The organism is Binatus soli (SeqCode), assembly GCF_050015535.1.
Taxonomy (GTDB): domain Bacteria; phylum Desulfobacterota; class Binatia; order Binatales; family Binataceae; genus Binatus; species Binatus soli.
The window spans coordinates 122,242-145,618 of the sequence record NZ_JBEKBF010000010.1 but is presented as its reverse complement, the minus strand read 5'-3'; the positions used below and the strand labels follow the sequence as shown (position 1 = coordinate 145,618).

Genomic DNA, 23,377 nt, shown 5'->3' with positions numbered 1-23,377 from the left:
CAGCAGACCCTCGACCAACGTCGCCGGCTGCACTACTCAACTGCAGCCTCAACCTCAACCCAGATGGGCCAGATCCTCTCTTAAATCGATTGCTGACTTGTCCAAAAGGTTCTGACGACGTACAGTTCCGAGCCGTGAATTGGAAAAACTGGCGGAGGCCATCGGACGCACTCGTCGTAAGGGCGGTCAACATCCGACGTATGTTCTTCCCCCGCGTCCGGCTTTATCGATTCCTCATCACTCAAAGCCGATGAAAAGGCGCACTAAGGATAGCATCCTATCAACTCTTGAGGGCGACCTCGCAATCGAAGAGGAGAGACTTTTGAATGAAGCAGACCGGCAAAATGGTCATCTCGCGAAAAAGTGAAGCTAAGGCATATCTCCAACTGCCATACGCGCGAATTTTGATTCCCGCAGAAGAAGGTGGATTTACTGCCGAAATTCTGGAATTTCCCGGATGCTTCGCAGAAGGGGAAACTCCTGATGAGGCGTTTCGTAATTTAGAGAGCGTTGCTGAAGAATGGATTGAAGCTACTCTCGAACAAGGACAAGAGATTCCACCACCCTCGGCAAGCCATCCGTATGCTGGCCGGATCGCTTTGCGACTTTCTAGAGATTTACATCGCTTGGCAGTGCGGAAGGCTGAGCGAGACGGAATCAGTTTGAACCAATCTCTCGTAACGGCCATTGCAACATGGGTTGGCGCCGATAATTTTTACGAACGGATGATGCGTAATTTTCAGGTGAATTTCATTCAGGCGAACTTTATTCAATACGGAGTCGATGAACCTGAATCGGTTACGGAGGCTGGTCCAAAAGAAATGGCTGCCTTGCTGAGAGGTTCAGTAATCGGAATGATGAAACAGGGTGCAATATGGGTGAAGTAAATCGATATGAGTTTTCGGCACGAGAGCTTGCGGAGATTCTCATCAAGGAGCAGGGACTACACGACGGCATTTGGGCGATCCGCATGAAGTACGGTTTAGTTGGCGGGGATGTCCCCCTACCAAATACTGGCGAAATGGTACCCGGCGGAGTTCTTCTTATTCCAAGAGTCGTACTCCAGAAGCTTGAAAAGGAAACAGGAAATTCAGTCAACGCTGCGAAGGTAAGTCGCGCTAAGAAAAAGAAATAGTCCGCAGCATTCAACTGCGGTACGGCAGGCCCCGCATGACCAAAAGTGCGGGGCTTTTCTTTTCTACAAACGTCTCTTGAAAATGCAATCCCGATGGAAGCGGGAATCAGCGATCACGTCCGGGCGTTCGAGGAAATCGGGGCCTTACGGCTCAAAGTTGAAAACCGCCCACTACCCGAAACTTGTTGGGCGGTTCGCTTACAGATCGGCACGGATGCGCTTCTCATCAAGCCACTGAAGCCATCGATCCAGTCCCTCGCCGGTGCGCGCGGAAACCGGGAAGACCCGCGGTTGGGGCATCACGCGCGCGATAGCGTCGTCGAAGTTCCGGATGGATACGCCAAGATGCGGGAGCAGATCGATCTTCGTCAGCAGCACCGCGTCCGCGTTTCGGAAGATGACGGGATACTTGAGCGGTTTGTCTTCGCCTTCGGTAACGGAAAGCGCGACGACGTTCAGCGCCTGACCGAGATCGTAGATCGCGGGACAGACCAGATTGCCGACGTTCTCGATCACGAAGAGATCGAGACCGTCGAGTTCGAAGTCGTGCAGCGCCTTATGCACCATCTCGGCGTCGAGATGGCACGCGGAGCCGGTGGTGATGGTCGCGGCCGGTATTCCCGCCGCGCGCAGTCGTTGGGCGTCGTGATCGGTCGCAAGATCGCCGCTCACCGCGGCAAGCTTGCGATTGGCTCCCGGCGCGCGCGCCATTGCCTCGAGGGTCGCCGTCTTGCCCGAACCGGGCGAGCCCATCAGGTTGAGCGCGAGGACACCGTGCTCGACGAAATGGGCGCGGTTATGGTGCGCAACCCGGTCGTTGGCAGAGAGCAGCCGCTCGTGAACCTCGACCGGCACTATTTCCGGGTCGCCGCATCCGCAGTCCTGGCACATCACGGCACCTCCATCTCGATTTGTTCGAGGATTATTTCGTCGCCCGACACCAGCCGTGCAGGCATTGCGCATTGCCCGCAGCGCAAGATTTCGCCGCGCGCGATCGTCCGGCCGCATTCGGGACACGCCCATTGCTCCTCGACGCGCTGGACGCATAGCTCCGCGCCGGCACAGAGCGTGCCCTCGCGGAACATCTGGTAAGCCTTTGACAGCAGATCGGGATCGACTCCGGCCGCGGCGCCAATCCTGACCGTCAGGCGATGCACTGCGATTGCATTGTGCGCGCGCGCCTCTGCGCCAACGCGCTCGAGCAGCGAGCTCACGATCGAATACTCGTGCATCGCGCGATCCCTATTTGCCCTTGAACCGCGCCTGGGTCCTGGAGAAAAACGCGTCGATTCCGGCGGCAAAATCACTCGAGTCCGCGCTCCGCGCGAGGCTCTCGAGCTCACGGTCGAGATGGTAATCGAGCCGGTCCACACCCGCCGCTTCGTTGATGAGACGCTTGGCAACGGCATACGCGCCGGTCGGTCCAGCGGCGATGCGTTGCGCAACCGCCATCGATTCGGCGTCGAACTGAGCGGCGGGATACACCTCGTTAATCAGTCCGATCCGCAAAGCGCGCTCGGGATCGATCCGCGGATTCATCAGCACCAATTCCATCGAGCGGCGAAGCCCGATGAGCCTGGGCAGGAAGAACGTTGAGCTTTCGGCGCCGGTCAACCCGGTCTTGCTGTAAGCCCATTCGAAGCTGGCGCGATCGGACGCGAGCACGAGGTCGCAAGCCATCGCGATACCCAGCCCGCCGGCGGCCGCGATTCCGTCCACTGCGGCAATAAACGGCTTGGGAGCGCGTTTTATCTCGGAGATCGTGCTGTGGATGTACTCGAGGATCTGCTTGAAGATCTCGCCAAAGCGATCGCCGCCGGCGCTGGGCTCCGGCGCGAGGTAGCTCAGGTCGGCGCCGTCGCCGCCCGAGCGGATATACTTCAGGTCCGCCCCGCTGCAGAAGATGCCGCCGGCGCCGCGCAATATTACCGCGCGCACGGCGCTGTCGCGCGCGAACTGCAGGGCCGCCTTGCGGAGATCCTGCGCGGTCGCCACATCGAGCGAGTTGAATCGTTCGGTGCGATCGATTGTGATGATTCCGACCGCTCCGTCGCGCTCGATCTTGATGTGCTTCATCGTGGCATCACCCGCCGCTTCAGCAGATTCGCGGTAGCAGCTCGCCCTCGGGCTCAGCGAGCAAGCGGCGCCCGAAGCCCGTGTCGAGAATCACGAACCCCGGCCGTTCGGCGACGCAGACGGCGACGACTGCGGCGTGACGGCCATACGAATGCGAGCGCAAGGCGGCGAGCACGCGATCCTCGGCGCCAGGCCGCACGGCGATCACTGCCTTGCCCTCGTTTGCGGCATGCATGGGATCGATCCCGAGCAGTTCGCCGGCGGCCTGCACGCTGGCGCTGATCGGTACGCGCGAAGCTTCGAGCACGATTCCGACGTTGCTCTTGTGCGCCATCTCGTGCAGCGTGCTGGCGAGCCCGCCGCGGGTGGGATCCTTCATCGCGATCAGTTGCTCGCCGCCGGCCTCGATCGCGCGCCGGATGAGCCCGTTGAGCGGCGCGACGTCCGAGCGCAGGTCGCCCTGGAGATCGAGCGAATGACGCCGCGCCATCACGGCCAGACCATGATCGCCGATCGTGCCAGTGACTATAAGCTTGTCGCCGGGCCTGAGGCCGCAGTCCGGAATCACGCGGCGGGTGAACGCAACGCCCGCGGTGTTAAGCGCGATTCCATCGATTTCGCCGCGGCCCATCACCTTGGTGTCGCCGGTGACAATGGTGGCGCCGGCTTCCGCGCATGCAGCACTGATCGAAGCCGCGATCCGTTCCAGGTCCGCGCGCGGAAAGCCTTCCTCGATAATCACCGCGCAGGTAAGCGCGGCGACGTCGGTCGCACCCATCATCGAGAGATCGTTCACGGTACCGGACACCGCCAGGCGCCCGATGTCGCCGCCCGGAAAGAACGCGGGCTTGATAACGTACGAGTCGGTCGTCATCACCAGCCACTGGCCGCCCGCGCGAATCGCCGCGCCATCGTCCATGGCGGCAAGCCCGATGCCGCCGTCTGCGGGAGGTTGCGCATCGCCGATGAAGACCTGTTGAATCAACTCGCGCATCGCGCGGCCGCCGGCGCCGTGCTTGAGCATCACCTTTGCGTCCGGCGCGATCCTAAGCGCGCTCATCTTTGTCCCTCAGATCGAGTTGTCCGCCGTACTGATGCCAGATCCGGCATGTACCCTCGGTGCTGACCATGCACGCACCCACGGGGTTATCGGGCTCGCATTGCTTGCCGAACAGCGAGCATGACGATGGCGATGCGATGCCGGCCATGATGTCGCCGCAGATACAGCTATGCGCCAGACTCGGCGGCGCATAGTCCCAGAGCCGGCTCACGTCGATCTTGAAGCGCCGGCGCGCATCGAAGCGCGCGAATTCGTCGCGCAGGCGGAGGTTGCCATTGGGCACGTGCGCAATTCCGCGCCATCTTCCGCCGACCGGCCGGAAGACTTTCCAGAGAACTTCCTGCGCGCGGCGGTTACCCTCGCGCGTGACACATCGCGGATACATGTTTGCGACTTCGGGGCGGCGGTCGCGCACCAGTTCGAGCAATTTTGCGAGCCCGGCAAGAATATCGAGCGGCTCGAATCCCGCCACGACGACCGGGATGCGGTGGCGTTCGACGAAACGCTCGAAAATAGCGCAGCCGGTGATCGTCGCCGCATGGCCCGCCGCAAGGAAGCCTTCCACGCGCGTGTGCGGCATCTCGGCGACGATCTCCATCACCGGCGGAATGTACTTGTGCGCGGAAAGGATCGAAAAATTCGGCGGGGGCGAGCCCAGCAGCACGGCCGCAGTTGCGACGGCGGTGGTTTCGAAGCCGCTCGCAAAGAAAACCAGTTCTTCGTCGAGCTTTGCGGCGAGTTGCTGAGCCTGCGTGACGCTGTAAACGACGTCAACTTTTGCGCCCGCTGCCTGCGCGTCGGCCAGCGATCGCGCGGTGCCCGGCACGCGCAGCATGTCGCCGTATGTCGCGATCCTGATGCCGTCTTCCGCCAGAGCGACGGCTTCATCGACCTCGGGCATGTCCGTCACGCAAACGGGGCATCCGGGTCCCATGATCACTTCCAGCGCGCGGGGAAAGATTGCACGAAGGCCGAAGCGCGCGATCGCCTGCTCGTGACTGCCGCAGACGTGCATCACGGAGACGGGTTCGCGGCCGATTTCGCCGACCAGACGTTCGAGCAGAGAGGCCATCTGGGCGGCGCGCGCGGGGTCGCGGAACTGCATCGCGTTGCGGCCCGCATCGTTCATTTTTTTTCACGCGTCGCGGCTATCTCGCCCCGGATGTCGGCGGCCAGGAGATCTTCGCTCGAAATCGCCGCGAGCAACTGCTCGTAAAGCGCGAGCGTCTCTTTCACTTCGGCGGGTGGGATGCGGCGGATCGCGAAGCCGACGTGATTCATCACATAGTCGCCCGGCTCGACCGGTTCATCGACGATGTCGAGCCTGACATCGCGCCTGACCCCGAAAAAATCGACGGTGGCGACCGACCCATCGACCGTCAACACCTTGCCTGGAACGCCTAGGCACATACTCGACCCCCGGCGGATTTTCTTGACTTCGCATCGGCAACGATAGCTTGCCCGAGCGCGATTCCGCCATCGCCGGGCGGCACAGAGCAATGCAGGTAAACGTCGAATCGGGGCGACAAGGCGCCCGCGATTGATTCCGCCAGCCGCGCATTCTGGAAGCATCCGCCACTGAGCACGATCGGGATGCGTCCCAGGCGCGCGGCAGCGGTGCGAACGATCTCCGCGGATGCGGACACGAGCGTGTTGTGGAAGCGCGCAGAGATTGTCGCCGCCGACACGCGACCGCGGAGATCGCGGACCGCTTCGCGCACCGCCGCCCGCAGATCGATCTGCCAGGGCGCTGCGGAGCGATCGATGTCAAAGCGGTAGCGTCGCCGCTCGGCCGGGTCGGCCACCCATTCAAGGCGCATCGCCACCTGCCCTTCGTAGTTCGCGCGCGCCAGACCGAGTGCGAGCGCGCCGAACGCGTCGAAGTAGCGGCCGACGCCATGCGCCAGCGGCGCATTGAGATGTCCAGCTATCATCGCCCGCACGATCTCGATTTCGCCGGGCGCAATCGTGCGGAACAGCGCGAGATCGGCGAGCGGCGCGGCGCCATCAAACGCATCGTCCAGCATTGCGAGCGCTATTCGCCATACGTTGCGGATAGCCGCATCGCCGCCCGCGAGCGCAATGGGGCGAAAGGTCGCAAGCCGCTCGAAATCAGCGGTGTCGGCGGCCATGAACTCGCCCCCCCATGCATGACCGTCAGTGCCGTAGCCGGTTCCGTCGAAGGCGATGCCGAGAACCGGACCGGCAAGGCGATGCTCCGCCATCGCGCTGGCGACGTGCGCATGATGATGCTGCACGGCGACCGCAGGCACCGGGCTGCGCCCGAGCGCATAGGCTGTCGAGAGATAATCGGGATGCAGATCGTGTGCGATCAATTCCGGCTGGACGCCAAGAAAGCGCTCCATCCGCGCGATCGATTCCTCGAACGACTCGAAGGTCTCGAGATTTTCGAGGTCGCCGATGTGCGGCCCGAAGTATGCGTCGCTTCCGACGCCAATGCAGAACGTGTTCTTGAGTTGCGCGCCGCACGCCAGCACCGGCCGGCTAAACGGTTGCGCAACCCTAATCGGACGCGGAACGTAACCGCGCGACCGGCGCATAACGGTGGCACGCGCCGCTATCACGCGGACGACGGAATCGTCGCATCGCGTGACGATTTCGCGGTCGTGCATCACAAACAGGTCGGCAATCGACTTAAGCCGCGCAATTGCTTCATCGTCGCGATACGCGATTGGTGCTTCGGACAGATTACCCGAGGTCATCACTATCGGACGGCCGACTTCCGCCATCAGCAGATGATGCAGCGGAGCGTAGGCAAGCATCAGGCCGACGGCAGGAATGCCCGGAGCGATTTCGGGCGCAAGCGCCGCGTGCCGGCGGCGGCGAACGATCACAATTGGCCGCTCGCTTGCGAGCAGGACCTCCTTGTCCGCCGCGGTGAAATGCGCCAGGCGCTCCGCCTCGGCGGCATCGCGCACCATAACCGCGAACGGTTTCTCGTCGCGATGCTTGCGCTCACGCAGGCGGCGCACAGCCGCGGGATCGGTCGCATCGCACGCGAGGTGAAACCCGCCGATTCCTTTGATCGCGACTATTTTGCCTTCGATAATCGCCCGGGCGGCCGCGCGGATAGGATCGTCGTCGTCGCGCACGGTCCGATTCGCGCAATCAATCAGCCGCAGCCGCGGGCCGCAATTCGGGCATGCATTGGGTTGCGCATGAAAGCGGCGGTCGGCTGGAGATTGGTACTCGCGCCGGCACTCGGGGCACATCGGGAATCGCGCCATGGTCGTGGCGGGACGGTCGTAGGGGATGTCGCGCGCAATCGTAAAGCGCGGGCCGCAGCTGGTGCAGTTGGTAAATGCGTAGCGATAGCGGCGGTCGCCGGGAGCAAAAATTTCGGCGAGGCATTCAGGGCAGGTCGCGAGGTCGGCAGGTATTGATACACGGCGCTCCGCGCCATGGACGCTCGCGGCAATCTCGAACCCGGTGCGCCGCTCGAAGGCCAGGGGACTCGTCCGCACACCGTCGAGCCGTGCAGCCGCGGGCGACTCTGAGGCGATGCGAGCGACGAAGCGATCCAGCGCGTCGCGCGATCCGAAGGCTTCGATCGTGACGCCCGTCGCGTCGTTACAAACGCTGCCGCTGAGTCCCTCCTCGCAGGCGAGCCTATAGACGAAAGGCCTGAACCCGACTCCCTGCGAGATCCCCGACACTCGGACCTTGCGGCCCGCAAGTTCCAACGCACGCTCATCTGCGCCGGCAGCATGAGGGTCAGCGACATGTCGCTCTTGAGCGTTCATGACTTGCCTAACGAATGGATGTACGCCACCAGGTCCCAGATCTGCCGGTCGGTGAGGGTCCGCCATGATGGCATCGCGCTCCCGTGAACGCCGTCGTGAATCGCGCTATAGATTCGCGCAGCGCTCGCCGAATCGGACCATGGCGGGACCGTGAGATTTGCCGGCGGGGGGTCTATGCCGACGCGGCGGGGTCCGCGCCCATCGCCCATCGCGCCATGACAGATTGCACAGTTCTCCAGGAACAGTCCGTGTCCTCTCTGCCGCGCCTCGCGCGATTCAAGAAGACCGGGTGGCATCTGCGCCTCGCCGCGCGATCTACCGCTCGTGTTGCACCCCAAGATCGGGCACAACGCCAACAGCACGGTCAGCGCCACTCGCCGCGCTCTTCTTCGGCGACAGTTCATAGCCAAGACCTCGAGCTTCACACACTATCGCCTCGATGAGACTGTCCAGCCCCGCCTCGACCGCATCGGACCGCTCGAGACTTAAATCCATTTTTTCCGGCACGAGCCCCAGGAGCGTCACCGATGCCGGATAGGAGTCCATGAGTCGAGCCGCGTCCAGAAGATCGGCGACCCCAACCTGGTGAGGAGAGAGGCGTTCACGCACTGCGGGCGCCACTTCCTCTCCATCGATACGAACCAGGCTCCCGGCACGCGCGTCGGCGCGAACCGCGTCCACCAGAATTGCATGCTTCGATTCGGCAAAAAGCCCAAGCAGCGCCAGCCCCAGAGTGCCGCCATCCGCCAGGCGCACGCCCGGGGGCACGTCATACTCGCGCTCCAGCCTCGTGACAGCCGCGATACCCAAACCGTCATCGCCGAGGAGCAGATTGCCGAGTCCGAGTACGAGCAATTCGTCAGGCATCGCGCGTCTCCCGGACAACCGTGACTTCCCTTTCTTTATAACCGGAGAACATTGAATCGATTTCGTTTCGTTCGGTAACGGAAAATAGAACAGACAAATAAACGTGAAGGATCATGAAGACGAGCAGCAGCCACATTCCGATGTGATGAATCAGATGCACCATCTGCAGGCCGCGGAAGAGTGGAATCAGGAAGACGAAGGCCTGGAACAGCGAGTTCGGAGCCGCGTACACCGTGTACAATGCAAGTCCGGTCAAAACCATCACGAACTGGATCAGAAAGACGACGCCGTAGGCCAGGCCGGCAGTGCCGGTCTGCCCGGGATACGGCAGCGGATCGCGCCGCCAGTAGCTGAAAAAGTTCAGCGCCTCCCAGGTGTTGCGCAGGCGTTCGCGCGACACGGGAAGATACTGATCCCAGCGTGCGTATTGGTTGCCCACAAACAGCCAGTAGATGCGCACAAACAGGGCCAACGCAAAGACGATCGCGGCGTACAGATGGATTACGCGCATCGTCCCCATGACGAAGTGATCCCGGGCAGGCCCGCTGACGGCTATGAGCGGATCGCCGATGTAGAAACCGGTAACCGAGAGGACCGCGATGGATAGGACGATCAGCCAGTGCGTTAGTCGAACCGGCAACTCCCACACGTATACCGCGACCACTGCTTCGGTCGGACTGACAATTTTAGGCGTGGCGCTCATACAACCCTTACGCGAGCCAGCTCGCGCCTCCGGGCGTCCACCACGTGCACGCCACAAGCCATGCAGGGATCGAATGAGTGAACAGTGCGCAGAATCTCGAGCGGCTGGTCAGGTTTGGCGATCGGCGTGCCGACCAAGGCTGATTCGTAGGGTCCGCGTTGGCCGGCTGAGTCGCGCGGACCGGCGTTCCAGGTGCTCGGCACGACGCATTGATAGTTCACGATCGCGCCGTCCTGGATGTGCACCCAGTGGCCGAGCGCACCGCGCGGCGCCTCATGAAAGCCCGCGCCATAGCATTCCTTGGGCCAGGAAGCGGGATCCCACTTGGAATTATCCTGGATACGGTAGTCGCGGCGCGCCATGCTCTCAGCAAGTGCGGTCACCCAGTCATCCATCTTTTCGATCAACACCTGAGTTTCGATCGCGCGCGCCGCCAACCGTCCGAGCGTCGAGAATAACGCCTCCGGGCCGGCGCCGAGTGCGGTCAGCACCTTACCGACGAGCTCCTTGACACGCTGCTGGCCGCTGCCATATGCGACCAGCATCCGTGCGAGCGGTCCGACCTCCATCGGCTGACCGTCGTAGCGCGGCGATTTAAGCCAGCTATATTTCTCGTCCGTGTTCAGACGGTCGTAGGGTGGCGTGGGCCCGGTGTAAGCGGGATTGGTCTCGCCCTTGAACGGATGAAGTCCCTTGTCGTCGCCGCCATCGTAGTTGTACCAGGAATGCTTCACCTGCTCGGTGATCTTCTCCGGGATCATCGGCTCAATGCGCGTGATGTTGCGCGCGTGAATTACGCCGCGCGGCAGGAATAGCCGCGGTTCGCTGTCGTCGCCCTCGGGATATTCGCCATAGGCGAGAAAGTTTCCGACTCCGGCGCCGTAATGCGTCCAGTCCTTGTAGAATCCGCCGACCGCGATGACGTCGGGAATATAAACGCGGGTGACAAAATCGCGGCCCTTCGCGATCAGCTCTCTGAGCGCCGCGATGGTGCCGATGTTGAGCGACGCCTGCGAGTCGGGATCGACCGGCGTCGCCATCCCGCCCACCAGGAAGCTCTGCAGATGCGGATTTTTGCCGCCCAGAATCGCGTGGATGCGGATAAACTTGCGCTGGAAGTCGAGCGCCTCAAGGTAGTGCGCGACCGCCATCAGGTTTGCCTCAGGCGGAAGCTTGTACGCCGGATGCCCCCAGTATGCGTTGGCGAACGGACCCAGCTGACCTCGATTGACGAAGGTCTTGAGGCGATCGCGGACGCCCGTAAAGTATGTAGCGCTGGATAGCGGCCAGTCCGAAATCGATTGAGCGAGCGAGGCAGTCTTGGTCGGGTCCGCGGATAGCGCCGAGACTACATCGACCCAGTCCAGCGCGTGGAGATGGTAGAAATGAACCACGTGATCCTGCACTGCCTGCGCGGACATGATCAGGTTGCGGAGCAGGCGCGCATTGGGCGGAGGATTCGCGCCGACTGCGTTCTCTACGGCGCGGATCGATGCGATCGCGTGGACGGTCGTGCAGACGCCACAGATGCGCTGCGTGAAGACCCACGCGTCACGCGGATCGCGACCCTTGAGGATTATCTCGATCCCCCGGAACATCGTGGCAGACGACCAGGCGTCGGTCACCTTGCCGCCGTCAACCTCGGCTTCGATTCGGAGATGCCCTTCGATGCGCGTTATGGGGTCAACCACGATGTGCGTCATTTTTTATCTCCCGAAGGGCGGTCAGAGTCCGAGGGCTTCGTTCCCACGCGATGCCGCACGATCTCGCCGATTCCGTGAGCGAGCGAAGCTGCGGCCACCACGGCGGCAGCGCCAATTCCGATTCGGTCGAGGTTTGACCCGACTCCGAAGCCCGGAACATTCGGGAGACGCCTGTAGAAGGGCGTCATGGTGTCCCAGAAGTTCGGCTCGGCGCAACCGACGCACGGATGGCCGCACCCGATGGGCCAGTTGGTGGCCTCGTTCCACCGGACCACCGGACAGTTCTGCGAGGTCGCCGGCCCTTTGCAGCCCATCTTGTAAAGGCAGTGCCCCTGGCGATGTGCGGGGTCGCCCCACATCTCGACGTACTGCCCCGCGTCGAAATGCGCGCGCCGCTCGCAGTTGTCATGGATGAACTTTCCATAAGCGAAGAGCGGACGGCGGTACTGATCGAGCGGCGGCCACTGCTTCACCGTCAGGTAATAGACCAGCAGCGCGGTGATGTTCTCGGCGTTCATCGGGCACGCCGACAGGTTGATCAGGTTCTTGACGTCCGGCACCGCATCGCCCACCGCGACCGCGCCCGTCGGATTGGGCCGCGCCGCGGGAATTCCACCGAACGCCGCGCAGGTGCCGACCGCGACCGTCGCGGCCGCCGCGCCGCAGACCTCGCGCGCGATCTGGAGCGCCGACTTTCCGCCGATTGTGCAGTACGCGCCGTTCTTTCCGGTCGGAATCGATCCTTCGATCACAGCGATGTATTGGCCCGGATGTCCCGCGACGGTCTGGTTGAGCGCTGCCTCGGCCTGATGGCCCGCGGCCGCCATCAGGGTCTCGTGGTAGTTAACCGAGAATGTATCGAGAATTATTTCGGCGACGGTAGGACGGGTTGCACGCAGGAAGGACTCGGTGTTGCCGCAGCAATCCTGAAACTCGAGCCAAACCAGTATCGGCTTGTCACCGGTCGCAACCGCCTTTGCGATCGCACCGGCCGCCGAACTGGGCAGCGCGAGTATCGCGGCCATCTTGGCGCAAAAACCGAGAAATTCGCGGCGTGAGATTCCACGCCTCTTGAGCTCGTCGAGCAGCCAACTCTGTTCTCGGGCCATAAAGCGTCCTCCGGCGAAGGCAAAGGCCGGTGAGTCCGCGATGTCCGGCAAATCGACGGCGAGCCAAGCTCGACCGGCCAGTAAAAGGATTCCCGTTCTCTGGAAGGCATAGAATGTGCCAGCCCGAGGCCGCATCACGCGTCCGCCTGCGCCTGCTCGTCTTTGTCTGTCCCTGCTCTCAACTGCGAGTAATCGTGGAACTTTTTTTAAAAAATCCCACAAGTGTATGATCCGATTGGGTCGGCCATTGCGTTAATCGGCTGTCTCCATCGGCATCGCCAAAATTGCGGAATGTATCGAAGTGCGCCAGCGAATCGGCGGCGAAACTCGTTCCAATCGAAGAGGCTTTTTGCAGGAATTCTGCGCTGCTTGAAGTTCTTGTGAACTTCTTATGAATCTGGCTTGAACTGGCACGCATGATGCGTCCACTTCGCGCAGAAATGGACTGCAAGCGTGAATGGGTTTGAGCTGCCACACGTGGTGTGCCCGCTTCGGGTAAAACTGGGCTGGAAGAAGGAGGAAAAAATGCGCAGAGCTACCAAACTGACAGTATTGGCCATCGGACTTGCGATCTCGTTGGCCGCCGCGCGACCAACTATAGCGGCCGACGGCGATCCTCCGGGCAGGGCGAAAGCCGTGCGAGCGTCGCAGCAGGAATTACAGCTGAAAATCAACCAACTCCAAGAACAGAATCGAATGCTGGAAGGCCAGAATCGCGCAATCCAGGAACAATTAAATACCCAGAAGCAAGAAATCGACACATTGATGCATCAGATGCAAGCGACGGCACAACCCGTCGCAACTCTTCAGCAGCAAATGCCACAGATGCAGCAAGAGCTGAGTGATGTTGCGAAGAAGCAGCGCTCGGTGCCGCTCGAGGTCGGCTTCCGCACGGGATGGTCCGAATCGCCGTATGGAATGCCGGGAGGCTTCTACTACGCTGCGTTCCTCAACCATCGCTTGCTGACGCATGAGGACGGTATCCCCGGCGGATTCCTGTCGGGCGAGATGCTGGTGGGATGGACACAGGGTAACCAGAAAAACACGACTGCAAATCTCGCCAGCCAGCTCGTGGGCCCCCCGTTTAGCACTTGGGTCTATACGCTCTCGCTGCAACCGACCGTGCAATACCATCTGGACCCCGCGCTTTGGGGAATGGAGTCGTTGGCCGCGTTCAAGCCATACGCGCTCGCCGGCCCGGCGATGTACATCAATCTGATGAGCACGCCGATTGTGGTGAAGGACAACCCGGGAGCGGGCTATCGCCATTACACGGCCGACGCTCAGGGCGGTGGCGTGTGGGGATTGGGCTTCGAACTGGCTTTGTCCGCGCTCAAGGTCGCGCCGATTCAGGGGCTGCTCGACAAGTCATTCGTTGGAGGGGAGTGGCGCTTCAACCAATACGGAAACGGCCAAGGCTACAGCCAATACACCGGTTCGATTTCCTTCGGATGGTAGCTCGACCGCGCCCGGCGGCGAGAGAGAATCCCGCCGGGCGCATCATCGGGAAAACCGGGGGCTTCGCGCAGACCATTCATTTCTCATCACGCTTGGAATGATCTGCTGCCATGAGCGTACCTTCGAAGCTTGAGCTCGAGCACTTCGTCTCGACGTTTCCATATTCGAGCGAGGCATTCCTGGTCGACGAGGTGCTGTGTATCGACCTCGCGCAGCGAGAGATCGAAGCGCGTATGGACACGACGCGCTCGCTGCCAGTCGCGCGGTATCAAGTGGGCGATCCAGGCATCCATCCTCGGCACGTATCGGGGCCCGACCTTGTACTGCTGACCGGCAACCTCGGCTGCCTTCACGCCTACTTCCTGCACAGCTGTCGTTGGGAGGAGGGATGGGTCGGGTTCGGCAACCGCATCCATCGTGCTGATTTCCGAAGTCTGATAACCATTGGACCGCCGCTCCGGCTCCATTCCAAAGAGACAAAGGCCCGCGAAGGGCCGAAGCGGGTTGTGCTGCGCTACGAGTTTCGCTTCTGGCAGGAGGAGAAGCTAGTTTACTTTGGCGACCAGTCGGCAATCTTCGTTAAAGGTCGGGCGTTCGAGGGAGATTAGCCGCAATTTCCCTTTTTGACCCTGCCGATCAAGGCTGTATAGAGCAAATCTCGGTTTAATCATCGCTGAAGCGCCGGGGATCGAACCGGGAATTTTCGACGCGATGGCGGGAACCATGGCGGGCGGCAGGGTTCATGCGGTGCTGCCTGGCATAAGCAGCCTCCCCGGCTCAGAATTTCAAAGGATGCTTCGCAACCTCCGCGTATCCCCTGACGCAGAATTGTCAAACACAATTTTCATTCTTGCCCGAATCACGATTTAGGTGAGCCTGGCGGGAGAGGGTCCACGCCAGCCATCGCAACCGCTTACTCGATGCTCTGATTCGGACAATAATATGTAAAAACCTCGGAAGGACTTCACCTTGGCAAATTCCCGCTATGACCTTGTCGTAATCGGCTCCGGACCCGGCGGATACGTCGCTGCGATTCGCGCCAGCCAGCTCAAAATGCGCGTCGCAGTTATCGAGCGCGACCGCCCCGGCGGCGTATGCCTCAACTGGGGATGTATCCCGTCCAAGGCGCTGCTCAACTCCGCCGCTGTGATGGACACGATTCGCGGCGCGTCCAAGGAACACGGCATCGAAGTCGGCGAGGTTCGTTTCGACTTCACCAAAGTGATCGCGCGCTCGCGTGCCGCCGCCGAAAAGCTCTCCAAAGGCGTGCTCTACCTTCTCAAGAAAAACAAAATCGATTACTTCGAGGCCGACGCGGTCATCACCGGCCCGCACACCGTTTCGCTCGCCCCGGTCGAAGGCAAGTCCGCGCCGCAAGCCGCCGCGCTCGAGGCCGAGCGCATTCTAATCGCGACAGGCTCGGGCGAACGGCTGTTCCCGGGAATGAAAGTCGGCGACGGCGTGATTACCAGCAAGGAGGCGCTGGTGCTCGACACGATGCCTGCGAGCGTCGTCGTGATAGGCGCCGGCGCAATCGGACTCGAGTTCGGCTATTTCTACAGCGCGTTCGGCGCCAAGGTGACGATCGTCGAGATCGAAAAGCAGATGCTCCCCGGCTTCGACGCGGAAGTCGCCGAGGAGCTGCGCCGCGCGTTCGTCAAGCGCGGGGTCACCGTGATGCTCGGGCATGGCTACAAGTCGATGGTGCGCAAGGGCGGCCTGTGGTCGGTCGCGGTAACGGCCAATGGCGCCGAAAAATCCATCGACGCCGAGGTCGTGCTGGTGGCAGTCGGCCGCACCCCGCTCAGCCAGAACATCGGACTCGAAAAAATTGGCGTCGAGCTCGAACGCGGCGGCTTCATCAAGATAAACGACTCGTTCCAGACCACCGTTGCGAGCATCTATTCGATCGGCGACGTCGTCCGCCCGCCGCTGCTCGCGCACAAGGCCAGCGCCGAAGGTATCGCCGCGGTTGAAATCATGGCGGGCGTGCGCGAACCCGGTTTCGACCTGCTCGCGATCCCCGGATGCATCTACTGCGAGCCCGAAGTCGCGACCGTGGGACTCAGCGAAGCCGACGCAAAAGCGCGCGGCATCGAAGTGAAGGTCGGCAAGTTTCCGTTTCGCGCGATCGGCAAGGCGGTTGCGATCGGCGAGACCGTGGGCTTCGTGAAAATCGTCGCGACCAAACAGTACGGCGAAGTGATCGGATGCCAGATAATCGGACACGCCGCCACCGACATCATTTCCGAAGTCGTGCTCGGCAAAACGCTCGAGACCACCACCGCCGAAATCGGCAAGACCGCGCATCCGCATCCCACGATGTCCGAAGCAATCATGCAAGCGGCTTTGGCCGCCGACGGCGAAGCGATAGACTTCTGACGATGGACGCGCGCGGGGCACTCACCGTCGCCGATTTGGGCGTGGTCGATTACGACGCCGCGCTTGCGATCCAAACCGCGATGCTCGCGGCGCGGCTCGACGGCACAATCGGCGATACGCTCCTGATGATGGAGCATCCGCATGTTTTCACGCTGGGCCGCGGCGCGGACGAGCGCTTTATCGTCAGCAATCCGGCGAGCGTGCCGATTCGGCGGGTCTCACGCGGCGGGCAGGTGACCTATCACGGCCCCGGACAACTGATCGGTTATCCGATTCTCAAACTCGAGGGGCGCGCCCGCGATGTTACGAAGTATCTTCGAGGCCTCGAGGCGGCGATGATCGACGCGCTCGCGAAATTCGGCATCGACGCCGCCCGCCGCGACGCGATGACCGGCGTCTGGGTTGGGTCGCGCAAGATCGCGTCGATCGGCGTCGGCATCCGGCGCTGGACCACCTGGCACGGCTTTGCACTGAACGTATCCACCGACCTCAGCTTCTTCGATTCGATCGTGCCGTGCGGTATCGAGGGATGCCGCATGACTTCAATCTGCGAGCTGACGGATCGGGCGGTGTCGGTCCGCGAGTTCGCCGAGGTGATGCGCGAGAGTTTCGGCCGTGTGTTCCACTACGATGAAATAGTTCTCGCCAGCGCATCGCAGATAGCGCCGGCGCCTCAACTGATGGTTGGCGATGGTTGAACGAAGGCATCCCGACTGGATTAAAGTTCGCGCACCAGTGTCGCCCGAGTACTTTCGCACCAAGGCGATCCTCGCCGGGCTCAAGCTGCATTCCGTCTGCCAGGAGGCGTGCTGCCCGAACATCGGCGAATGCTTTTCGCATCGCACGGCCACCTTCATCCTGATGGGCGACGTGTGCACGCGCAATTGTCCGTACTGCGCAGTCGCGCACGGCAAAGTTCGTCCGCTGGATTCCGATGAGCCGCGGCGAGTCGCGGAGGCGGTGGCGCGCCTTGGACTGCAGCATGTCGTCGTCACCTCGGTCGATCGGGACGATCTGCCCGACGGCGGCGCGGCGCATTTCGCGGCCACGGCGCATGCAATCAAATCGACGCCTACGCCGGCGCGCGTCGAAGTGCTGGTGCCGGACTTCCGGGGATCGTTCGCCAGCGTTGAGACGGTGGTGCGCTCGCCAATCGATATCTACAACCACAATATCGAGACGGCGCCGAGTCTTTATCGCACGGTGCGGCCGGGCGGAAATTACGATCGATCGCTTGACGTCATCCGCCGTGCCAAAGACTCCGCGCGCCGGCTCGGCAAGCCGATGTTCACCAAGGCGGGCGTGATGCTCGGGCTTGGCGAGACCAACGGCGAGCTGCTCGATGTGATCCGCGATTTGCGCAGCGTCGGATGCGACATCCTGACGCTCGGGCAGTATCTGCGGCCTTCGGCGGAGCACATTCCCGTGGCCAGGTACGTGGCGCCGGCGGAGTTCGCGGAGTTGAAGACGGCCGCGCTCGCGATGGGGTTCCATCACGTCGAGTCAGGGCCGTTGGTGCGCAGCTCGTACCACGCGTGGGAACACGTGAACTAAAGAAGCCTGGCGCGCGGACTTAAAAAGAGCAGCGGGCCGCGGAACATCAGTCCCGCGGCCCGCCAATCGTCAAATTACCTTTGATTTAATAACGAATCCGGAGCAGCTTACCACCGTTCCTCGTGGAGCTTCTTGACGTCGTGCACGCGCGTCTGCAGGTACGCGTCCTGAACGGCGCCGTAGAGATCGATCGCATAGCGATCGGCTTCCTCGAACTGGTTCAGATGCAGCGAGCGATAGTTCACCGCTTCAGCCGCGCCCTGCCCGCCGGCCACCGTGAACGCCACCCACAACGGAACGAAGTAGCTGATCGGATTCATCGCACCGTCGGCGACCAAGCCGACCGTGTCGCCAATTGTCGAAGGTCCAAAAAACGGCAGCATCAGGTACGGACCGGTCGGGATGTTGTAGTAGCGAATGGTGAGACCGAAATCGTTGCGATGCTTCTTGAGCCCAAACCAAAGGTCGGCGGGATCGAAGAATCCGGCCAATCCGATCGTCGTGTTGATTCCAAAGCGGGCGACTTCGCCGCCGGCCTCGGCCAGCTTGAGCTGAAACAGGTTGTTGGCGAAACGCGGGATGACCCGGGTGTTGTCAAAGAATCTGCCCACGCTCTCACGCACGGGCTGCGGCGCGATGGTGGCGTATCCGCTGGCTACAGGGCGCAGCACCCAATCGTCGAGCTTGAGGTTGAAGGTGAACATCGGCTCATTGAATCCCGCTATCGGATCGGCATAGCCGCCCTGATTGTTCTCGCCCGGTGGCTGAGTCGACGGATTGGCGGCCGATTGGGCGGCGGTATTCTGCGACATCGGAGCGGCGCCCTGGCTCAGGGCCGGGGTCGCTAACGAAACGACCGCAAGCAGGGACGATGCGAGCATCATCCAGCGCATGCCTGTCCTTTCGATTTGTTTCGGACCAGATGTCATTTGCCTCTCCATGGCGGTGTCGCCCTAAGATCTTACTTAAGAGGGTACCTTTCCAGACTCAAGGAATCCATACTTGCTAGTGGTTCGCGAGACTTGCCGCAAGGGCGGCCTGTTTATTCTTTAAGTCGCTAATCAGGGTGGCGTAGCCCTGATTGTTCATCACGCGATTAAACTGGTTGCGGTAATTCGCGATGATACTGATCGCGTCCACGGTCACATCGTAGATCTTCCAGGTAGCGTCCTCCTGCACGAGGCTGTAGTTCAAATGGATCGGCTCCTTATCCCCCTGCACGATATCGGTGTTGACCTGTGCATACTGGGGCCCGTCGCTCGTCATCCTGAGGAAGGCGACTTGCTGACCGCGGTAGTCGTTAACCTTGCTCAGGTAAGAATCCTCGATGAAAGCGACGAACGCGCTTGTGAACTCCTGCTGCTGACCCGGGGTGATCTGCTTCCAATGGTAGCCGAGCGCCGACTTCGCCATCGCGGTGAAATCGAAGGTTGCGGACACGATTTGGCGAAGCTTGTCCTGGCGCTGGGCCAGCGGAGTTTGATTGTCGCGGAGCACGCCCAGCGCCTGGTTGACGGTGGTCCGCACCACGGACATCGGATCGTCGGCCCAGGCGGGCGCCAAAAGGCGCGACGGTGCAAGGCTGACGACGAGCGCGGCCGTCAACGTGAGGATCGCGATCGCGCGCCGCGGCAGGATTCGCTGGATGGAAGTTGGCGTCATCATATATTTCACTCGGTCATTTCTCCGATTTTCCAGGCTTCTGGTGCTTGTCTGAGTTTGAGGATTTTGAATCCTTCGATTCACCGCTGCTGCCGGAACTGTTGATGATCTGGCCGATTGCGTCCTCGAGCACAAATGCCGACTCGGTTTGCCGAATCGTGTCACCATCCCTGAGGATACGATCGCTAGGGCCGAGCGCGATAGACACATACTTGTCGCCGATTATTCCGCTGGTCTTGATCGCCGCGATCGCGTCCGCGTCGATCGGCACGCCCTCGTCCACTCGCATCGCAACTCGAGCACGCACGTCCTTGAGCCCGATCTCCACAACTTTACCGACTTGCACACCCGCCAGTTGAACCTGATCTCCGGTCTTTAATCCCGAGATATTATCGAAACTTGCGTAGAGCGTGTATCCCGGTCTGGGCAGCAGGGTAAGTTTACCCAGCGACAGCGACAGAATCGCCAGCGCGATGATACCGAGAATCGCGAAAATGCCGACGATAAGCTGCGTGGTTCGAGTTGCGTACATAGGTCTTTGCTTCAGCCCGCAAGGGCTGTTTCATTCTCCTCGCCGGATGCTTTGCCCGCCAGAAACCGCTTGAAAACCTCGTCGTCGGCCGCCATCACCTGGGCCACCGTGCCGTTGAGATGAGTGCGGCCATTATGGAGGAATGCGACGCGGTCGGAAACCTGGAAGACTGCCGGCACGTCATGACTGACCATCACGGCGGTCAGCTTAAAATTCTCCTGCGTGCGTCGGATAAGTTCGTGAATCGCGCCGGTCCGCGACGGATCGAGGCCGGTAGTTGGCTCGTCGAGCATGAGGATTTTCGGGCGCCGCACCAGTGCGCGCGCGAGCGCGGCGCGCTTCTGCATCCCGCCGCTCATCTCGGAGGGAAACTTGGCTCCCATCCCTTCCAGCCCAACCGCTTTGAGCGTTTCATGCACGCGCTCGGCGATCTCCGCGCGAGTGAGCCTGGTTTTCTCGACCAGCGGGAACGCGACGTTGTCAAATATCGACATCGAGTCGAACAATGCGCCGGCCTGAAAGAGCACCCCGAATTTTTCGCGCACCGCGTCCAGGCCGGTCGCGCCGAGCTTTGTCACTTCGACGTTGTCGATCACGATCGTGCCCGAGTCGGGCCGCATCAGCAGATTGAGATGCTTGAGCAGAACGGTCTTGCCGGATCCGCTGGGACCGACGATCGTCGTGATCTGGCCGGCGGGAAAATCGAGCGTAACGCCGTCGAGGACCTGCTGGCGGCCGAAGCGTTTGCGAAGATCGCGCACTTCGATTGCATTACCGGCGCTCGCCGCGTTGCGAATGTTCTTCGCATCGCCACCGTTATGGTTGATTTCAGTTTGGCTCATGGATCGTCGATCGCTACGGCGTTATCACAAAAGTATAGACGTAAGAAAATAGTCAAACGCAAGAATCAGGGCGCTGGACAGCACCACGGCTTCGGTGGTGGCGCGGCTGACCCCGGTCGCCATCCGTTCGGCGCGATATCCCTTGTAGCAACAGACCCACGTTACGACCACGCCGAAGACCAGGGCCTTGTAGATGCCGGTCATGACGTCGTGCCATTCCATGTTGTCGGCGATACCGTTGAAGTATGCAGCCGACGGCGCGCCCATCAGGCCGACGCCGATCATGTAGCCGCCGAAGATTCCCACCACGTCGAAGACCGAGATCAGCAAGGGGAAACTGATCACGCCCGCGAGCACGCGCGGCGAGACCAGGTACTGGACCGGGTTGATCGCCATCACGGTGAGCGCGTCGATCTGTTCGGTGGATTGCATCGCGCCGAGCTCCGCCGCCATCGCGGAGCCCGCGCGCGCCGCGATCATCAGGGCGGCCAGAACGGGTCCAAGCTCGCGCACCAGAACCAGGGCGACGACCGTGCCCAATGCGCCGTCGGAGCCAAAGCGGCGCAGCGTGTTGTAGCCCTGCAGACCCAGCACCATCCCGGTGAAGCCGCCGATTAAGATGATGAGAAACAGCGAGTCGGCGCCGATGATTCGTATCTGCCGAATCCATAGCCGCGGCTTAAACGGCGGAAAAAAAACGTAAAACGCGGCGCTCACCAAAAAAAGCACGAACGCGCCGAGCTGGACAACACTGTCGATCACCAGCGCGCCCAGCCGCTCAGCCATTTCCACGATCGATATCAGTCCGTTTTGCAATTTTTAGTGATGAGCAATCCCGAGCCGGGCCAACTGGTTTTGAGTATGCGTGGAGGACCCGGCGCGCTCGAACTCGGCGAGGTCCGCGATCACGTCGAGGTCCAGCGCGGGCCGCGCAAGTCGCAGCACTCTAGCCGGAACGTCGGAGCTGCGGCAATCGTCCAGATGCCGCACCAGGCTCATTCGACCGAATCGAGTCGCCACGGCGGCGGCGGGTGAGCGGCAAATGATGTTGGTGCCCGAGAAATCCCGCGAGGGAACCAGCACCACGCCCCGTCCGGCGGGCATCGCGGCAAACACCGCGTCTATATCTTCGGCTGCGATCAATGGGATGTCGGACAGCACCGTGCAAACGGTTCGCGCACCATCCGCAATCAGCGCGGAGGTGGCAAGTCCGACGGCGGCGTTGAGGCCGCGCGGAAATTCCTCGTCGATGGTGAGTGCACCGGCCGAGCGCGCCAGCGCGAGCAGGCCCGCGTCCGATGTCACCACGGCGACGTGGTCGGCGGCGGCTGCGCCAAGCGAGGCCGCCAGCACGTCGCGAAACATCGCTTCGGCCAGCGCACGGCGCTCGCCGGGTGGCAGCACCGGCGCGAGCCGGGTCTTGGCGAATTCGAGTTGCTTGGCTGCGATCAGGATAAAGCGCACGGGGTATCTTTATAACCTAACAAACGCGCGCATCCAACGGGAACTGCGACGGGCGCTGGAATGCTTGACACTGTTTCCGTGCTCGCTTCAACATGATGCGTAGATTTTCCCGTCGCTGGCCCGATCATTGCCCAATCGGAAGGCGCGCTGGTCTCTTGGAGGAACCTCAGCGATGAACAGGACGCGAAGCCTACTGGCCCGGACCGGGGCGATGATCGTGACCGGCGCGATGATCCTGATAGGGGCGGGATGCCATCACAAGACCGCCGAGGATTTTCTTGCCGATGGCGACACCGACATGCAGACGACGAAGCTCGCCGACGCGGAAAAGGCTTACCAGGAGGCGGCGAAGCTCGAGCCGAACGATCCGCGCACCCATATCGCGCTGGGAAATCTCTACATATTCGAGCACAAGCCGAGACACGCGCAAGTTGAATTCATGAAGGTCCTCGAGATCGATCCTAAAAACGCGGCGACCCATGCCGCGCTCGGCAACCTCTATAGCGATCAGAACCAGCGCGGACTGGCCGAAAATCAGTACCGCGCCGCGGTAGCACTCGAGCCGGACCGCGCCAACTACCATCTAGATTTGGGTGAGGTGCTCAGAAAGGAAGGCAAGACCGCCGAGACGGAAGATCAAATCCGCACCGCAATCGGGCTCAGCCCTAAAGACGCAAAGGCCCACCTGGCACTGGCGAATCTGCTGGCGACGGAGCCGGCTCGCACGACCGAAGCCAACGCGGAGTTCGACGAGGTGCGAGCACTCGACGCCAGGCTGATGCCTGCGCCCGCTGCGACGCCGGCTGCCGGTGCGACGTCCGCCGGCGCCATGGCGACGACAGCGTCGGGCGGCGCGCCGAAGATCAAGCCGCTCAACAAGCTTTTCCTGTTGACGAAAACTTCGCCGGTATATCAAAATCCCGACGAGACCAGTTCCACCATCGGCCACGTGCGCCGCAAGAAGTACGTCCACGTCACGGGAATCACGGGCAACTACCTTCAGATCAAACTCAGGAATGGCACGCTTGGCTTCATACCGGTGGCGGCCGCACAGTAGATGCCGCGC

General features: G+C 61.6%; 27 protein-coding genes. 8 read left to right on the top strand and 19 right to left on the bottom strand.

From position 1 onward, the window contains the following. Positions 1–326 precede the first annotated feature (326 nt). Both ABR989_RS09745 and ABR989_RS09740 read left to right on the top strand, forming a co-directional pair. The gene (locus tag ABR989_RS09745; RefSeq protein ID WP_428127954.1) at positions 327–887 is read left to right on the top strand and encodes a type II toxin-antitoxin system HicB family antitoxin; all 561 of its coding nucleotides are present in this window, start codon (positions 327–329) and stop codon (positions 885–887) included. Further along, positions 875–1,135, top strand: a complete 261-nt coding sequence (locus tag ABR989_RS09740) for a hypothetical protein (protein ID WP_428127953.1) — start codon at positions 875–877, stop codon at positions 1,133–1,135. Before ABR989_RS09745 ends, ABR989_RS09740 begins: the two co-directional genes overlap by 13 nt. A gap of 198 nt (positions 1,136–1,333) precedes the next feature. Here ABR989_RS09740 and hypB read toward each other — a convergent pair whose 3' ends face one another. From hypB to ABR989_RS09675, 13 genes are all read right to left on the bottom strand, one after another. Next, the gene (hypB, locus tag ABR989_RS09735; RefSeq protein ID WP_428127952.1) at positions 1,334–2,026 is read right to left on the bottom strand and encodes a hydrogenase nickel incorporation protein HypB; all 693 of its coding nucleotides are present in this window, start codon (positions 2,024–2,026) and stop codon (positions 1,334–1,336) included. Beyond that, positions 2,026–2,367: a hydrogenase maturation nickel metallochaperone HypA/HybF gene (locus ABR989_RS09730; protein WP_428127950.1), complete on the bottom strand. Its 342-nt coding sequence runs from the start codon at positions 2,365–2,367 to the stop codon at positions 2,026–2,028. The genes hypB and ABR989_RS09730 overlap by 1 nt, the downstream gene beginning before the upstream one ends. A gap of 10 nt (positions 2,368–2,377) precedes the next feature. Beyond that, entirely contained in the window at positions 2,378–3,211 is an 834-nt protein-coding gene (locus tag ABR989_RS09725) for an enoyl-CoA hydratase/isomerase family protein (protein WP_428127948.1), read from the bottom strand. Positions 3,212–3,230: 19 nt separating this feature from the next. Further along, positions 3,231–4,271: a hydrogenase expression/formation protein HypE gene (hypE, locus tag ABR989_RS09720; protein ID WP_428127947.1), complete on the bottom strand. Its 1,041-nt coding sequence runs from the start codon at positions 4,269–4,271 to the stop codon at positions 3,231–3,233. Next, positions 4,258–5,400, bottom strand: coding sequence for a hydrogenase formation protein HypD (hypD, locus tag ABR989_RS09715; RefSeq protein WP_428127945.1), 1,143 nt, complete (start codon positions 5,398–5,400; stop codon positions 4,258–4,260). Before hypD ends, hypE begins: the two co-directional genes overlap by 14 nt. Continuing rightward, positions 5,397–5,681, bottom strand: coding sequence for a HypC/HybG/HupF family hydrogenase formation chaperone (locus ABR989_RS09710; RefSeq protein WP_428127943.1), 285 nt, complete (start codon positions 5,679–5,681; stop codon positions 5,397–5,399). The genes hypD and ABR989_RS09710 overlap by 4 nt, the downstream gene beginning before the upstream one ends. Continuing rightward, positions 5,672–7,975, bottom strand: a complete 2,304-nt coding sequence (gene hypF, locus ABR989_RS09705) for a carbamoyltransferase HypF (RefSeq protein WP_428127941.1) — start codon at positions 7,973–7,975, stop codon at positions 5,672–5,674. The genes ABR989_RS09710 and hypF overlap by 10 nt, the downstream gene beginning before the upstream one ends. 56 nt (positions 7,976–8,031) lie before the next feature. Then, a complete protein-coding gene (locus ABR989_RS09700) occupies positions 8,032–8,331 on the bottom strand; it encodes a c-type cytochrome (protein WP_428127940.1) in 300 nt (99 codons plus the stop codon). A gap of 19 nt (positions 8,332–8,350) precedes the next feature. After that, positions 8,351–8,902, bottom strand: coding sequence for a hydrogenase maturation protease (locus ABR989_RS09695; RefSeq protein ID WP_428127939.1), 552 nt, complete (start codon positions 8,900–8,902; stop codon positions 8,351–8,353). Next, positions 8,895–9,605: a Ni/Fe-hydrogenase, b-type cytochrome subunit gene (gene cybH, locus ABR989_RS09690; RefSeq protein ID WP_428127937.1), complete on the bottom strand. Its 711-nt coding sequence runs from the start codon at positions 9,603–9,605 to the stop codon at positions 8,895–8,897. The genes ABR989_RS09695 and cybH overlap by 8 nt, the downstream gene beginning before the upstream one ends. Next, positions 9,602–11,308 carry a nickel-dependent hydrogenase large subunit gene (locus ABR989_RS09685; RefSeq protein WP_428127936.1) on the bottom strand — a complete coding sequence of 569 codons (1,707 nt, stop codon included), beginning with the start codon at positions 11,306–11,308 and terminating at the stop codon, positions 9,602–9,604. Before ABR989_RS09685 ends, cybH begins: the two co-directional genes overlap by 4 nt. Beyond that, the gene (locus ABR989_RS09680; protein WP_428127934.1) at positions 11,305–12,417 is read right to left on the bottom strand and encodes a hydrogenase small subunit; all 1,113 of its coding nucleotides are present in this window, start codon (positions 12,415–12,417) and stop codon (positions 11,305–11,307) included. The genes ABR989_RS09685 and ABR989_RS09680 overlap by 4 nt, the downstream gene beginning before the upstream one ends. A gap of 178 nt (positions 12,418–12,595) precedes the next feature. Further along, a complete protein-coding gene (locus ABR989_RS09675) occupies positions 12,596–12,892 on the bottom strand; it encodes a hypothetical protein (protein WP_428127932.1) in 297 nt (98 codons plus the stop codon). A gap of 50 nt (positions 12,893–12,942) precedes the next feature. Between ABR989_RS09675 and ABR989_RS09670 the strand changes: the two genes are divergently transcribed. The 5 genes from ABR989_RS09670 (at position 12,943) to lipA (ending at position 17,811) form a co-directional block, all read left to right on the top strand. Beyond that, positions 12,943–13,875 (top strand): hypothetical protein, encoded by a 933-nt coding sequence (locus ABR989_RS09670; protein WP_428127930.1) that lies wholly within the window; start codon positions 12,943–12,945, stop codon positions 13,873–13,875. A gap of 110 nt (positions 13,876–13,985) precedes the next feature. Then, positions 13,986–14,483: a hypothetical protein gene (locus ABR989_RS09665; protein WP_428127929.1), complete on the top strand. Its 498-nt coding sequence runs from the start codon at positions 13,986–13,988 to the stop codon at positions 14,481–14,483. A gap of 361 nt (positions 14,484–14,844) precedes the next feature. After that, positions 14,845–16,257 (top strand): dihydrolipoyl dehydrogenase, encoded by a 1,413-nt coding sequence (gene lpdA / locus ABR989_RS09660; protein ID WP_428127927.1) that lies wholly within the window; start codon positions 14,845–14,847, stop codon positions 16,255–16,257. Between the two features lie 2 nt (positions 16,258–16,259). Beyond that, a complete protein-coding gene (gene lipB / locus ABR989_RS09655) occupies positions 16,260–16,955 on the top strand; it encodes a lipoyl(octanoyl) transferase LipB (protein WP_428127925.1) in 696 nt (231 codons plus the stop codon). Next, entirely contained in the window at positions 16,948–17,811 is an 864-nt protein-coding gene (lipA, locus tag ABR989_RS09650) for a lipoyl synthase (protein WP_428127924.1), read from the top strand. The genes lipB and lipA overlap by 8 nt, the downstream gene beginning before the upstream one ends. Before the next feature lie 107 nt (positions 17,812–17,918). Here lipA and ABR989_RS09645 read toward each other — a convergent pair whose 3' ends face one another. From ABR989_RS09645 to cofC, 6 genes are all read right to left on the bottom strand, one after another. After that, positions 17,919–18,740, bottom strand: a complete 822-nt coding sequence (locus tag ABR989_RS09645; RefSeq protein ID WP_428127922.1) for an MlaA family lipoprotein — start codon at positions 18,738–18,740, stop codon at positions 17,919–17,921. 76 nt (positions 18,741–18,816) lie between these two features. After that, complete coding sequence (locus tag ABR989_RS09640) at positions 18,817–19,473, bottom strand: MlaC/ttg2D family ABC transporter substrate-binding protein (RefSeq protein ID WP_428127921.1); 657 nt, start codon at positions 19,471–19,473, stop codon at positions 18,817–18,819. Between the two features lie 16 nt (positions 19,474–19,489). Then, positions 19,490–20,005, bottom strand: a complete 516-nt coding sequence (gene mlaD / locus ABR989_RS09635) for an outer membrane lipid asymmetry maintenance protein MlaD (RefSeq protein ID WP_428127919.1) — start codon at positions 20,003–20,005, stop codon at positions 19,490–19,492. An 11-nt stretch (positions 20,006–20,016) separates the two neighbouring features. Beyond that, positions 20,017–20,847 carry an ABC transporter ATP-binding protein gene (locus tag ABR989_RS09630; RefSeq protein WP_428127917.1) on the bottom strand — a complete coding sequence of 277 codons (831 nt, stop codon included), beginning with the start codon at positions 20,845–20,847 and terminating at the stop codon, positions 20,017–20,019. Between the two features lie 24 nt (positions 20,848–20,871). Further along, on the bottom strand, positions 20,872–21,633 hold the full coding sequence (locus tag ABR989_RS09625; protein WP_428127914.1) for an MlaE family ABC transporter permease: 762 nt from the start codon (positions 21,631–21,633) through the stop codon (positions 20,872–20,874). A gap of 33 nt (positions 21,634–21,666) precedes the next feature. After that, positions 21,667–22,311: a 2-phospho-L-lactate guanylyltransferase gene (cofC, locus tag ABR989_RS09620; RefSeq protein WP_428127913.1), complete on the bottom strand. Its 645-nt coding sequence runs from the start codon at positions 22,309–22,311 to the stop codon at positions 21,667–21,669. Between the two features lie 172 nt (positions 22,312–22,483). Here cofC and ABR989_RS09615 point away from each other — a divergent pair, with 172 nt between their 5' ends. Beyond that, positions 22,484–23,368: a tetratricopeptide repeat protein gene (locus tag ABR989_RS09615; RefSeq protein WP_428127911.1), complete on the top strand. Its 885-nt coding sequence runs from the start codon at positions 22,484–22,486 to the stop codon at positions 23,366–23,368. Positions 23,369–23,377 lie beyond the last annotated feature (9 nt).

What these genes read in the sequence shown, in the direction of transcription:
- ABR989_RS09710 (WP_428127943.1), bottom strand. Translation starts at nt 5,681, where the DNA reads ATGTGCCTAGGCGTTCCAGGCAAGGTGTTGACGGTCGATGGGTCGGTC.
- ABR989_RS09615 (WP_428127911.1), top strand. Translation starts at nt 22,484, where the DNA reads ATGAACAGGACGCGAAGCCTACTGGCCCGGACCGGGGCGATGATCGTG.
- cybH (WP_428127937.1), bottom strand. Translation starts at nt 9,605, where the DNA reads ATGAGCGCCACGCCTAAAATTGTCAGTCCGACCGAAGCAGTGGTCGCG.
- lipB (WP_428127925.1), top strand. Translation starts at nt 16,260, where the DNA reads ATGGACGCGCGCGGGGCACTCACCGTCGCCGATTTGGGCGTGGTCGAT.
- hypE (WP_428127947.1), bottom strand. Translation starts at nt 4,271, where the DNA reads ATGAGCGCGCTTAGGATCGCGCCGGACGCAAAGGTGATGCTCAAGCAC.
- ABR989_RS09700 (WP_428127940.1), bottom strand. Translation starts at nt 8,331, where the DNA reads ATGCCACCCGGTCTTCTTGAATCGCGCGAGGCGCGGCAGAGAGGACAC.
- ABR989_RS09665 (WP_428127929.1), top strand. Translation starts at nt 13,986, where the DNA reads ATGAGCGTACCTTCGAAGCTTGAGCTCGAGCACTTCGTCTCGACGTTT.
- mlaD (WP_428127919.1), bottom strand. Translation starts at nt 20,005, where the DNA reads ATGTACGCAACTCGAACCACGCAGCTTATCGTCGGCATTTTCGCGATT.
- hypD (WP_428127945.1), bottom strand. Translation starts at nt 5,400, where the DNA reads ATGAACGATGCGGGCCGCAACGCGATGCAGTTCCGCGACCCCGCGCGC.
- ABR989_RS09730 (WP_428127950.1), bottom strand. Translation starts at nt 2,367, where the DNA reads ATGCACGAGTATTCGATCGTGAGCTCGCTGCTCGAGCGCGTTGGCGCA.
- hypB (WP_428127952.1), bottom strand. Translation starts at nt 2,026, where the DNA reads ATGTGCCAGGACTGCGGATGCGGCGACCCGGAAATAGTGCCGGTCGAG.
- ABR989_RS09680 (WP_428127934.1), bottom strand. Translation starts at nt 12,417, where the DNA reads ATGGCCCGAGAACAGAGTTGGCTGCTCGACGAGCTCAAGAGGCGTGGA.
- ABR989_RS09645 (WP_428127922.1), bottom strand. Translation starts at nt 18,740, where the DNA reads ATGACATCTGGTCCGAAACAAATCGAAAGGACAGGCATGCGCTGGATG.
- ABR989_RS09625 (WP_428127914.1), bottom strand. Translation starts at nt 21,633, where the DNA reads ATGGCTGAGCGGCTGGGCGCGCTGGTGATCGACAGTGTTGTCCAGCTC.
- ABR989_RS09640 (WP_428127921.1), bottom strand. Translation starts at nt 19,473, where the DNA reads ATGACGCCAACTTCCATCCAGCGAATCCTGCCGCGGCGCGCGATCGCG.
- lipA (WP_428127924.1), top strand. Translation starts at nt 16,948, where the DNA reads ATGGTTGAACGAAGGCATCCCGACTGGATTAAAGTTCGCGCACCAGTG.
- ABR989_RS09745 (WP_428127954.1), top strand. Translation starts at nt 327, where the DNA reads ATGAAGCAGACCGGCAAAATGGTCATCTCGCGAAAAAGTGAAGCTAAG.
- ABR989_RS09725 (WP_428127948.1), bottom strand. Translation starts at nt 3,211, where the DNA reads ATGAAGCACATCAAGATCGAGCGCGACGGAGCGGTCGGAATCATCACA.
- ABR989_RS09630 (WP_428127917.1), bottom strand. Translation starts at nt 20,847, where the DNA reads ATGAGCCAAACTGAAATCAACCATAACGGTGGCGATGCGAAGAACATT.
- ABR989_RS09670 (WP_428127930.1), top strand. Translation starts at nt 12,943, where the DNA reads ATGCGCAGAGCTACCAAACTGACAGTATTGGCCATCGGACTTGCGATC.
- ABR989_RS09695 (WP_428127939.1), bottom strand. Translation starts at nt 8,902, where the DNA reads ATGCCTGACGAATTGCTCGTACTCGGACTCGGCAATCTGCTCCTCGGC.
- ABR989_RS09740 (WP_428127953.1), top strand. Translation starts at nt 875, where the DNA reads ATGGGTGAAGTAAATCGATATGAGTTTTCGGCACGAGAGCTTGCGGAG.
- ABR989_RS09685 (WP_428127936.1), bottom strand. Translation starts at nt 11,308, where the DNA reads ATGACGCACATCGTGGTTGACCCCATAACGCGCATCGAAGGGCATCTC.